Source organism: Comamonas suwonensis, from assembly GCF_012844455.2.
Classification (GTDB): domain Bacteria; phylum Pseudomonadota; class Gammaproteobacteria; order Burkholderiales; family Burkholderiaceae_C; genus Comamonas; species Comamonas suwonensis.
On record NZ_JABBCQ020000034.1, the window covers coordinates 1 to 11,373 of the forward strand.

At 56.2% G+C, this 11,373-nt stretch carries 8 protein-coding genes and 1 pseudogene; 7 read left to right on the top strand and 2 right to left on the bottom strand.

Going from position 1 to position 11,373, the window contains the following annotated elements; all coding sequences use genetic code 11:
* Window positions 1-3,593, top strand: a 3,593-nt coding sequence (locus HF327_RS21320; RefSeq protein WP_206764500.1) for a putative Ig domain-containing protein, incomplete at its 5' end; no start/stop codon positions are given.
* Between the two features lie 96 nt (window positions 3,594-3,689).
* Here the strand turns inward: HF327_RS21320 and HF327_RS22250 are convergent.
* Window positions 3,690-3,779 (bottom strand): annotated as a pseudogene (locus HF327_RS22250) (thermonuclease family protein); the annotation flags it as partial.
* Between the two features lie 661 nt (window positions 3,780-4,440).
* Between HF327_RS22250 and HF327_RS21325 the strand changes: the two are divergent.
* Window positions 4,441-5,754, top strand: a complete 1,314-nt coding sequence (locus HF327_RS21325) for an integrase family protein (RefSeq protein WP_198462360.1) — start codon at window positions 4,441-4,443, stop codon at window positions 5,752-5,754.
* A 259-nt stretch (window positions 5,755-6,013) separates the two neighbouring features.
* On the opposite strand, the gene HF327_RS21330 is transcribed toward HF327_RS21325, so the two are convergent.
* Window positions 6,014-6,457: a hypothetical protein gene (locus tag HF327_RS21330; RefSeq protein ID WP_198462361.1), complete on the bottom strand. Its 444-nt coding sequence runs from the start codon at window positions 6,455-6,457 to the stop codon at window positions 6,014-6,016.
* A gap of 126 nt (window positions 6,458-6,583) precedes the next feature.
* Here HF327_RS21330 and HF327_RS21335 point away from each other — a divergent pair, with 126 nt between their 5' ends.
* The 5 genes from HF327_RS21335 (at window position 6,584) to HF327_RS21355 (ending at window position 11,272) form a co-directional block, all read left to right on the top strand.
* Entirely contained in the window at window positions 6,584-7,465 is an 882-nt protein-coding gene (locus tag HF327_RS21335; protein WP_198462362.1) for a hypothetical protein, read from the top strand.
* Between the two features lie 351 nt (window positions 7,466-7,816).
* Window positions 7,817-7,999 carry a hypothetical protein gene (locus HF327_RS21340; protein WP_198462363.1) on the top strand — a complete coding sequence of 61 codons (183 nt, stop codon included), beginning with the start codon at window positions 7,817-7,819 and terminating at the stop codon, window positions 7,997-7,999.
* Between the two features lie 3 nt (window positions 8,000-8,002).
* On the top strand, window positions 8,003-9,043 hold the full coding sequence (locus tag HF327_RS21345) for a toprim domain-containing protein (RefSeq protein WP_198462364.1): 1,041 nt from the start codon (window positions 8,003-8,005) through the stop codon (window positions 9,041-9,043).
* A gap of 2 nt (window positions 9,044-9,045) precedes the next feature.
* The gene (locus HF327_RS21350; RefSeq protein WP_198462365.1) at window positions 9,046-10,878 is read left to right on the top strand and encodes a DUF927 domain-containing protein; all 1,833 of its coding nucleotides are present in this window, start codon (window positions 9,046-9,048) and stop codon (window positions 10,876-10,878) included.
* 103 nt (window positions 10,879-10,981) lie between these two features.
* On the top strand, window positions 10,982-11,272 hold the full coding sequence (locus HF327_RS21355; protein WP_198462366.1) for a hypothetical protein: 291 nt from the start codon (window positions 10,982-10,984) through the stop codon (window positions 11,270-11,272).
* Window positions 11,273-11,373 lie beyond the last annotated feature (101 nt).

Genomic DNA, 11,373 nt, shown 5'->3' on the forward strand with positions numbered 1-11,373 from the left:
TCACCGGCACGAACTTGAGTGGAGCGACGGCCGTGACCTTCGGAGCCACTGCAGCCACCGGCTACACCATTAACAGCGCCACCCAGATCACGGCGACGGCGCCGGCTGGTACTGGCACGGTCGATGTACGTGTCACCACGACTGGTGGCACCAGTGCGACCAGCGCAGCGGATCAGTTCAGCTATCAAACTAAACCAATTGCCAGCAACAGCACCGCCAGCGTGGCTTACGGCAGCAGCGCCAACCCGATCAACCTGACCCTGAGCGGCAGCGCGGCAACCTCGGTGGCTGTGGTCACCGCCGCCATCCATGGCACGGCGACGGTCAGTGGCACAACCATCAGCTACACACCGACGGCTGGCTACGCCGGTAGCGACAGCTTCGGTTATACGGCCAGCAACGGCAACGGAACCTCGGCGCAGGCCACCGTGACCATCACTGTGAGCGTGCCCAGTGTCAGTCTGACGCCCGCGACACTGTCCAATCCCGCAGTGGGAACGCCCTATAGCGCCACCATCACGGCGGCAGGCGGCGCGGCGCCCTATACCTATAGTGTCAGCAGCGGCAGCCTGCCTGCCGGCCTGAGCCTCAATGCCTCCACCGGCGTGCTGTCGGGTACGGCAACGGTGGCAGGCAGCTTCACTTTCAGTCTGCGGGGCAGCGACAGCAGCACGGGTGCGAGCGCGCCGTTCATTACGAGCAACAGCTATACCGTGACCATTGCAGCACCGACGATCACGGTGACGCCAGTCAGCTTGCCTGCAGGGACGGCAGCCACGGCATACAGCCAGCAACTGACGGGTAACGGCGGTGTCGCACCATATGTCTTCACGGTGAAGAGTGGCAGCTTGCCAGCGGGCCTGACCTTGAGCAGCAGCGGATTGCTCAGCGGCACGCCCACGGCAGCCGGCAGCTTCATGCTGACCGTGCAAGCGCAGGATGTGCATCTGTTCACTGGCACGCGAAGCTACACCCTGGTCGTGTCATCGGCCACGGTCAGCTTGACGCCGACAAGCCTGCCAAATCCTGTGGGTGGGGCTGCATATAGCGTTACCTTGTCAGCTGATGGCGGAACGGGGCCTTATGCCTACAGTGTCAGCAGCGGTAGCCTGCCTGCAGGCCTGAGCCTGAATACCGCGACGGGATTACTGTCTGGTACCACGACTGCGGTGGGTAGTTCTACTTTCAGCCTGATGGCCACTGACAGCAGCACGGGCGTGGGCGCACCTTTCCGTGCGACCAACAGCTATACCCTGACCGTCAACGCCCCGACGATTGTGGTGGCACCAACGGCTTTGGCAGCGATGACCACCGGCAGTGCCTATAGCCAGGTCATTACCGCCTCAGGAGGAACAGCACCGTATAGCTACGCTGTGACTGCGGGCGCCCTGCCTCCCGGCATGAATCTTGCAGTAGGTGGTACTTTGTCTGGAACGCCGACCACAGCAGGGGCGTACAGCTTCACCGTCACAGCGACTGATAGTTCAGCATTCAAGGGTGTATTCCTTTATTCCGGCACGGTGAAAGCTAATCCGCCGGTTACCGTGGCAGATACCGCAACAACCAACGCCAATACCATGGTCGCTGTACCCGTGACCAGCAACGATACCGGTGCCATCACCAGCATCGCCATCGTCACACCGCCATCGCATGGCACGGCCAAGGTCACTGCGCTGAACGTGGAATACACGCCTGCGAGCAACTTTTTCGGTGTGGATACCTTGACCTACACCGCCACCGGCCCCGGCGGCATTTCCGCCGCTGCGACGGTGACAATCACGGTGACTCCCTTGGCTGTACCTGTAGCCAAACCTCAGCAGCTCAAAGTGCTGGCAGGCCAGTCTGTCATGCTCAATGCGGTGCTGGGTGCGACGGGTGGTCCTTTCACCGCAGTGACTCTGGTGACGGCTCCTGCCAAGGGCAAGACGATTGTCAGTGGTACGGACATCACCTTCACACCTGACGCCGATGGCAGCGGCGATGTGACATTGGTCTACACCGTCTCCAACGTGTTTGGAGCTTCGCCGCCCGTAACCTCCACGATTACGGTGAACCCTGTGCCTGTGGCACCGGCATTGAGTGCCAATGCAGCAGCGGGCACGCAGGTAGACATTGATTTGACGGCAACCGCCACTGGCGGCCCGTTCACAGGCTCAGCGGTGCTTGCGGTCACGCCAATCAACGCAGGTGTTGCCACGATTCGAAGCGTGGCTGCAGCGTCCGGTTCTGCCGGTGCAGGCTACGTCATGACCTTTAAAGCATCTGCCACCTACAGCGGCACCGCGGTCATCGGCTACACACTGAGCAATGCATTCGCCTCGTCACCGGCAGGGCAAGTGAGCGTGTCGGTTGCAGCGCGTCGTGATGTGTCTACGGATGCTGAAGTGGCAGGGTTGCTGGCCGCACAAGCCAATACGGCCCGCCGCTTTGCCTCTGCGCAGATTGGCAACTTCACCCGCCGCCTTGAGAGCTTGCACGGTGATGGATGGGGGCGTTCAGACTTTGGCCTGACTCTATCTACCGGCAACAATCGTGCGATGTCGGATGCGGCCATGAGCGGCTACGCTGGTGAAGACCGGATTGTTGGAATGGACCCACGCAATGGCCTAAGCCGTAACGGCATGCGCAAAGTGGGCTGGAAGCCTGATAGCCAGGGGGCTGGCAATGCCGGCCAAGGTGTCTATCTGAGTGACCGTGGCGCGGACACTCAGGGCCCGGACCTGCCCGGCAACGATCAGCCGCAAGGCGTGCAGAAACAGGCTCTGGCCTTCTGGATTGGCGGTGCAGTGGATTACGGTCGTCAGAACCTGCGCGGTGTGGATACGCAGTACCGCTTCACGACCAGTGGCATCAGCGCTGGCGGTGACTACCGCATCAACGATCTGGCTACGCTGGGCGTGGGTGTGGGCTTCAGCAAAGACAGCTCACGCATCGGAGTGAACGGAAGCAAAAGCTCAGCTGACAGCGCATCGGCGGTCATATACGGCAGCCTGCGACCCGCCAAGGGCGTGTTCATTGATGGCCTGCTGGGTTACGGCTCCCTGAGCTTCGACTCTACTCGTTACATCACCGACGGAGGTGGTACCGCTACTGGCACCCGCAAGGGCAGTCAGTTCTTTGGATCAGTCATTGCCGGTATGGAGTTCTACGGATCGTCATGGATGTGGTCGCCTTACGGTCGTCTGGAAATGAGTCAAGCAACGCTGGACACATTCACGGAATCGGCACAAGGCATCCAGGCTTTGACCTACTTCAAGCAAAAGGTTCGTTCAACCAATGGTGTTCTGGGCATCAGAGGCGAAGGCATGTATTCCACCGCCTGGGGCAAGTTGATGCCCAGAGCGCGGATTGAGTACACGCGCAGATTCCAGGGAGACGACGAAGCGCGCATGGCGTATGCGGACTTGGCTGATCTTGGCCCGGCATATGTATTGCGTACGCGAGGCTCGGATGTGGGCATTTGGACAGTAGGCTTAGGTGGGCGCCTGATGCTGCAAAGCGGCGTGGAGCTGTCCCTTGAGATCAACTCCAGCCTAGATACCAGCAACACCCGATATCGTGCACTGTCTTTGGGGGTGCGTGCTCCGTTCTGAACGAGGGGTAATGTGAACTGAAAAAGGCGCTATCTGTTACAGGTAGCGCCTTTTTTATTGAGGGTAGCGAGGCTTAAATAGCCGATCCTTGAACTATTCATGTTGCCCAGGCTCGCCGCAGCGGGCGGTCAGGGTGTCACCGTCTGAGATGCCGACGACAAGGCAGAGGAGGGTGACTGTGAGCATTGAACTTAAATGAATAAAGCCCCTACCCACAACATGGCAGGGGCTTTATTTTTGTTCGATGAGGTGCGCGAGTCAATTGATGGCACCTAGTGCATGGAAACAAAAAAACCCACATGAATGAATATCATGCAGGCTCTCTATTTGCTAAATCCGGAACACTGTCCGGAACGAAACCCGGAACACATTCAAAATTTATAGCGTCTAACAAGTGGTGCCCGGGGCCGGAATCGAACCGGCACGCCTTGCGGCGGGGGATTTTGAGTCTCCTGTGGCTTGAAGTGTGGCCACAGCTACATTCGGCGGAGCGACTTTCGGCCGTAAAAAAAAGCCTGCGATTGCAGGCTTTTTTGTGTTCCTCTTCAGGGCGGCTTTGTGTGGGAGTTGTTTGACGCTGCTTTTTCGCAGCGCCCAATTAGCGCCCACTTTTTGCCTGAAACCCAATGAATTGGTAGTATTTTGGTGCCGGAGAGATGAATCGAACACCCGACCTTCTCATTACGAATGATTGGTTTGAGGTATTTAGTTGTGTAGAATGGTGTTGATTGATCTATGTAAAACAATGACTTAGAAGAATTTTTCACTTCTGAGCTGTTGATTTATACATACCTGTATTTGCTCGATCTGCCTACAGGTTGCCTACAACCCTAGCCAAGGGCACACCATGACCGCCACCACCAACCGCGTAAGACTGACCGTAGGCCGGGTTAGCTCTTTCACATGCCCGCCAGAAAAATCGCAGGCTTTCTTGTGGGATACCGATGTACCAGCCCTGATGCTGCGCGCCACACCAACAGGACGCAAAACCTATGCTTTTGAATCGCGCCTGTTTGGTAAGACTTTGCGCATTGGTATTGGGTCTGTGGAGACGTGGACACTTGAGCAGGCCAGAGAGCAGGCCCGCAGCTATTCCGTGCTGGTGGACAAAGGCCAAGACCCGCGCGAATTGGAGCGCCAACAGAAGGCCCAGCAGGAAGCCCAGCGCCAGCAGGCAAAAGCCAAAGCACTGACCGTGGGCGATGTATGGCCGCTGTACTTGGATAACGGCAGGCCAAAGCGCCGGGAGGCATGGAAGCCCCGCTACTTGGCAGACCTTCATGCAATGGTGTCGGCAGGTGGTGAACCAAAAAAGCGAGGGGCAGGGCTGACCCGCCCCGGCCCGCTTTACCCGCTTTTGGCTTTGCCCCTGTCTGGGGTGACCGAGGATGCGCTAAAGCTATGGTTTGACCGTGAAGCAAAGATAGGTAAGCACCAAGCAGCGCGGGCACTGATGATGTTTCGCGGTTTCTTGCGTTGGTGTGCGAGTCAGCCAGAGTACCGAGCATTGGTGGACAGGGAGGCGGGACAAGCTCCAGCCATTCTTCAAAACCTGCCTGCTACCACTCGCAGGACGGACGCATTAGAAGCTGCGCAGGTTGCAGGGTGGTGGTCTGGGGTGGAGCAACTTAGCAACTATGCGGCCAGTGCATACCTGCGTGCGCTGCTGCTGACTGGTGCCCGCCGTGAGGAAATGGCCGCACTTCGCTGGGTTGATGTGGACTTACGGTGGCGCAAACTGACCCTAGCCGACAAGGTAGAGGACAGCCGAACTATTCCGCTGACACCGTACCTGCACCATTTGATCGCCAGCTTGCCGAAGCGGGGTGAATACGTGTTTGCGAGCACTGGCAAAGAAGGGCGCATTGTCGATGTGCGCTCTAGTCATGCGAAGGCTTTGCAATCTGCTGCTATTGAGCACCTAACGTTTCACGGGCTGCGCCGCAGTTTCTCGCTTTTGGGGGAGGCCGCAGGCGCACCAGCAGGAGCGATTGCGCAAGTAATGGGGCACAAGCCCAGCGCCACAGCAGAGGGCTACAGGCCGCGCAGTATGGATGCCTTGCGCCCGTTTTTAGAGCGCATAGAGGAGCACATTCTGGAGCAGGCTGGGGTGCAATTCGACGCTACAACGGAACCCGGCAAGCTCCGTGCTGTGAGTTAGCCAGCAGCGCCAGCACCACAAAGCGCAGGACACCAAGAGCGGTGCAGAGGCAAAATGAAAACGATGCACGCGACTTCTATTTTTTGCATTTTTAGGTGTTCCAGTGTTCCTTATGCATTCCAATTAATAAATACAACAGCTTGGCATAGAACACGTCAGCAAGGCTGAGGTGTGACAGGTGTTCCATCTGACGATTGCCCACAGTAGTGCGCTCGCCCTGCAATCGTATTCCTAGCTGTGTTCAATCGCTCACGCCAAATCAGCGTGGCTTGCCAAGCAAACAATAGGTTCTATAGCCTGCACTGTCAGACGCTCCGGGAGCAGAAGTCAAATCATCAAGTACACGACCAAAGGCGGGGCCACCAATAAACGGCTGAAAGCCTACATAACCGCCATAGCCGTTCTTGCTGTTGACTTCACCGCACACCACTGACCGGCCTTCATAGACAATCAATGCAACCTCTCGGAACCTAGCACTTTCCGGATCACGCAGGTCATGTGCAATCCGACGTTTCGTGCCTTCAATCACTTCAGCAGAAGTTTTCCTTAGCAGTGATTTTTCAACATCTGCAGCGATTTCACTCGCTTCATCAATTCGCTCGAAGTAGGTTTGCTGGAGCGGATTAACCGGCGGAGGTGCTATCGCACAACCGACTAATACAGAAACAGCGCACGCGCTTGCCAGACATAACTTATTAAACATTGCACCCCTCTCTCAGATAGGACAATGCTAGCAGTGCTAGCCAAAAGTTTTCACATACGTTCGGTAGATATCAAGCCCGCCAATGGGCTTATGAGGGACGACCCTTTGTAGAACTGCTTGCAGAAAATGAACTTCCAATATCCGATGTTTGAGCGCCTACAGCCCCATAGCGAATGGAACGGGGGGCGATTGGCATATACAGATTTATTGACGCTGGAAATAGCCGCTATGTTTGCCAGCAAGCATGCTGGCGAAGAAATCACAGTGCAAGATTTTTTGCTTGCAGCAGGACGAGGGGAAATTACTCTGCGCGCCATCGTCCAGCATTCCGCAAAGGTTCGCAAACATGATGGAGGAGTGCTATTCAACAAGGGGACAGCAAACGAAAACATCGTGCCTGCTGGCAGCATTCCAACCCTACCACTGACTGCCTGCCTTCACCTTGCAACGACAGGTCGCGCAAGTTGGCGCACGTTTGATAGCTTCGAAAAAATTGATGGACAAATGATGCGCTACACCAAAGGTGCGTTAACTGATGACGAACCCGACTTTGAAACCGTGCCCGATGATTGTCGCGTGATGGGTTATGACGTTCATGCACTGGCTGATGAATATTGCGCAACAGAGAATGCACCCCAGCCCGCATCGTTCGCACCGTTCGCACCTGTAGTAACCGAGACGGAAAATATTGGCACAAGTCCACCCCAAAAGCCTCTGTCAATTTGTGAGCCAGCATCCTTGTTGAAAAACAGCGCGAAGAAGGCGCGCCGTGACCTTTTAACTCCAGTGATAGAGGCCGCACAAAAGGATTGTGGAAACCCATTCGACACCCCCTCTGTATGGGCTTCGTTGGTTCGTATGGTTAACGCTGAGACTCCACCTTTGGTGGGTGTTACCGAGGAGGGCCTCAAGTGGAAAGATCCGAACGACGAACTTCAATTCTTCAGTATTAGGAGCTTGCGTAGTCGCCTGCGACGCAGCGCAGAAAGGCACGGTAAGGCTCGGTAAGTCATGGCAAAGCGCGGTAAGGCTCGCGAGCTAGGAGGAAACATACGCCCTCGAAACATCATCGGTGCATCTCAACTTTTTTGGATGCAAAGCGATGAAAACCTGTTCTCTTCAACATAGTGCTGATACACACCATGCTGTATCTGAACCACCGCAGTTTCCTGCACTGGAACTGGTAAACCGTCCCACAGTTCCGACCGAACAGGCAGCCTTTTATCTACTGCGCCGCCCGCAAACCCTGAGAGGCTGGGCTAGTGCGGAAACCTTCCCTGATGGCCTGCGCCCCATCCGCATTGGCAAGCGCCTTGGCTGGCCTGTAGCTGGCATCCGTGCAGTTTTGGGAGTGGCGTAATGACAAAAACGCTGTACCGACATCCCGATGGAATGGGCACCATTCGCCACGATGCCCAGACCCAAACGTTGCACCTCATTAATGCTTTAGATGGCACGGAAGCCTATGCACTCATTGGCCCGCATGGGCTTCGCGAGTTAGCCGCAAAACTGCTGGCGCTGGCAGACAAGCTGGAGTGCTAAGGCATGAGCACAAAAGAAAACGCCCAGCCCCACAACAATGCAGAACTGAGCGCCGATAGTAACAGCGCGAATCGTACCAGCTACAAGCCTTTGACGTCACGCGAAAGCCATTCGCTGCGGGCATTGCCTCAGTTTGATGGCTGGATTGCTGAGCAATTCGCGAAAGCCATTGAGGCTGCTGGATTGGTAGCACCTGACACCATCCATGCTGACGGTACTTTGCATCGTTTCAGCGCCACAGGCCGCAAGAGCGACAAGGCCGGGTGGTACGTACTTCACTGCGATGGCCTGCCCGCTGGTGTGTTCGGCCACTGGCGCACTGGGCTAGTAGAGACATGGTGCAGCAAGCCACAGCAAAAATTGAGTGCACAAGAGCGTGCCGAGCTGCGCCACCACGTGCAGCATGCGAAGGAGCAGCGCAACAGACAGCAAGTGCTGCGCCAACAAGAGGCCCAGCAAAAAGCGATTGCACGCTGGGAGGCCGCAAAGCCTACTCACTGGCACACATACACCATAGCCAAGGGCATCCAAACCACTGGCCTACGTGCTGAACCTGACCGCACTTTACTGGTGCCTATGCGCGATGTTTTTGGGGTGCTACACAGCCTGCAAACCATCACGGACGATGGCAGTAAGCGTTTTTTGGCAGGTGGCCGTGTGCATGGCTGCTTTCACTCCATAGGGCTACCTGGTAGGGCGCTGGTGGTATGTGAGGGCATGGCGACGGCCCAAAGCATCCATGCGTGCACCGGGCTGGCTGTAGCAGCGGCCTTCTCAGCTGGAAACCTTGCACCAGTGGCCCGCGAGCTGCGCCAGCACTACCCGCACAAGCAACTGCTGATTGCTGCCGATGACGACCACGCTACTGAAGGTAATCCCGGCCTGACTGCTGCCCGCGCGGCTGCGCTGGCTGTGGGTGGTGATGTCGTGGTGCCGCATTTTCCAAGTGAGCGCCCCAGCAAGGCGACCGACTTTAACGACTTGTTTTCACTGGCTGGCGCTGACGCTGTTCGCGCGTGCTTTGCCGAAGTGTTGGAGAGCTGAAAATGGCCTTGAATGAAGCTGCATTAGATATCGCTGTCACTGACGATGCCAGCATTGGAGCACCTAGCGCCAACTCATATAACCCCATCCCTACCGAGAACAAGCGTCCCAAGTTTGTGGTACTGGATGACTACTACACCGCGCCAGACAATACCAAGTATCGCCCCGGTGTTTGGTACTTTGGATTGAAGGCCGGAAGCGATGAGAAACCAGCCATGCTTACATCGTTCTGGGTTTGCTCGCCTTTGCATGTCGATGCAGTGACCCATGATGAAGCCGATAACAACTATGGCCGGTTGCTGCGATTCACCAATGGGCGCGGGCACTGGAAGCAATGGGCTATGCCTATGGAACTTCTCAAGAGTGATGGTGCAGACTTACGCGGCACTTTGCTTTCCATGGGAATGCAGCTAGACCAAAGCAGCAACGGCAGACAATTGTTGGCGAAATTTTTACAAAACCAATCACCCACTAAATTCATTCAGGCCACTTTACAGACTGGCTGGGCGACTAGTGACTGCAAAGCCTTTGCCTTACCTGATTGCGTTATCGGCCCTAAGGCCAGCAATGTGACGTTTCAAGCCCAAGCCCTGCATGCTGACGAATATACGCAGCGTGGCACCTTGGAGGGCTGGAAACAGATCATTGCAGCGCCAGCAGTGGGAAACCCTATTTTGGTGCTGAGTCTGTGCGCAGCCTTTGCTGGCCCGGTGCTGGCGTTGGCGGGCGTGGAGTCTGGAGGCGTGCACCTGATTGGCGACAGCAGCACCGGCAAAACAACCGCCCTGCAAGCCGCTTGCAGCGTGTGGGGAGGAGAGAGCTACCGCCGAAGCTGGAGAGCGACAGCAAACGGCCTGGAAGGTGCTGCGAGTCTGTTTAACGACTCACTGCTGGCGCTGGATGAAATCAGCGAGTGCGATCCGCGCGACGTAGGCGAGGTAATTTATATGCTGGGCAACGGCAGAGGTAAACAGCGAGCAAGCCGCACCGGCACGGCTCGCAACGTTACCCGCTGGCGCTCTAGCGTCCTCTCCACAGGTGAACGCTCGATTGCGGCAAGCATGATGGAGGCTGGCCAGCGCGTGAAGGCTGGGCAATCTGTTCGCTTGCTGGATATTCCGGTGCAGCGCACTTATGGGGCATGGGATGACCTGCATAACTACGCTAACGGCCCCGCTTTCTCCGACGCCATCAAGCGTGCAGCACACCAGCAGTACGGCACCGCAGGCCGCGCCTTTTTGGAAAAGCTGGCACGCGACGGCAGCAACTTAAACGCCAAATTTGAGGCCATCAAAGTGCAGTTACTGGAGGGCATTGCTAGCGGTGATGGTCAACCTGCACGCGCTGCCGCACGACTTGCTGTACTGGCACTGGCAGGCGAACTTGCAACTGCCTACGGCATCACTGGTTGGGAGGAGGGCGAAGCCATCAAGGCTGCGCGCGTAGGCTTTGGCGCTTGGATGGGACAGCGCGGCAATGTGTCCGGCAATATGGAGCAGCAGCAGATTGTGCAGGCCGTACTGGACTTTATCGACCGCCATGGAGACAGCCGCTTTAGTGATGTTGCTGGCCCATACGACGATAAGCAGCAATCTATGGTGCGTGACCGTGCAGGCTGGTGGGAGGGGACGGGGGATGGTGTGCAGTATCTTTTCACCTCTGTTGGCATGCGCGAAGCTGTTACAGGCTTTGATTTCAACCGTGCTCTCAAGTGCTTGGAGCAAGCAGGCCTGCTGACTTACGGATCAGATGGCAAAGCATCGCGCACAAAGCGCATTCATTCGCGCAACGTGCGTGTGTATGTCGTGACCCCAAATGCATGCCCACGCGATTGATTCATTGATTCCTCAACAAGGCCACTAACCCACAGGCAACAAACGTCCGCACCAAGCCATGTAAGCACTTGTTATCATTTGTCGCTTCAAATATGGAGGAGAAATGGAACTTTTACTTCTTTGGATTGGATTTGCAATCGCTGTTGGCTTTTTAGCAGCTAAATGGCAGCGGTCTGGGTTTGGCTGGTTTTTACTCGCTTGCTTTATTTCACCGCTGCTCGCCGGTATTTTTTTGCTAATAGCTGGCAATGCGACGAACCAACAACCACGCGATGAAGCTGGTAACTTTATAACGCCAAAAACGCACGTTCATTGCCCTGATTGCAGAGAGCTGGTACGTATGGATGCGAGAAAATGTAAGCACTGCCAAGCCGCATTGAAACCACTGGTTTAGGCTTCCCCCAAAATACATGACTCTTTAGAAATTAGTCCGCTTCGACAGCCAAAAAGATGACTAAAAAATAGGAGATATTTATGCTGCGCTGCTTAACACTT

Bases quoted from the DNA above. Each gene is read 5' to 3' on its own strand.
- HF327_RS21325 (WP_198462360.1), top strand. From the start codon at position 4,441: ATGACCGCCACCACCAACCGCGTAAGACTGACCGTAGGCCGGGTTAGC.
- HF327_RS21330 (WP_198462361.1), bottom strand. From the start codon at position 6,457: ATGTTTAATAAGTTATGTCTGGCAAGCGCGTGCGCTGTTTCTGTATTA.
- HF327_RS21335 (WP_198462362.1), top strand. From the start codon at position 6,584: ATGAACTTCCAATATCCGATGTTTGAGCGCCTACAGCCCCATAGCGAA.
- HF327_RS21340 (WP_198462363.1), top strand. From the start codon at position 7,817: ATGACAAAAACGCTGTACCGACATCCCGATGGAATGGGCACCATTCGC.
- HF327_RS21345 (WP_198462364.1), top strand. From the start codon at position 8,003: ATGAGCACAAAAGAAAACGCCCAGCCCCACAACAATGCAGAACTGAGC.
- HF327_RS21350 (WP_198462365.1), top strand. From the start codon at position 9,046: ATGGCCTTGAATGAAGCTGCATTAGATATCGCTGTCACTGACGATGCC.
- HF327_RS21355 (WP_198462366.1), top strand. From the start codon at position 10,982: ATGGAACTTTTACTTCTTTGGATTGGATTTGCAATCGCTGTTGGCTTT.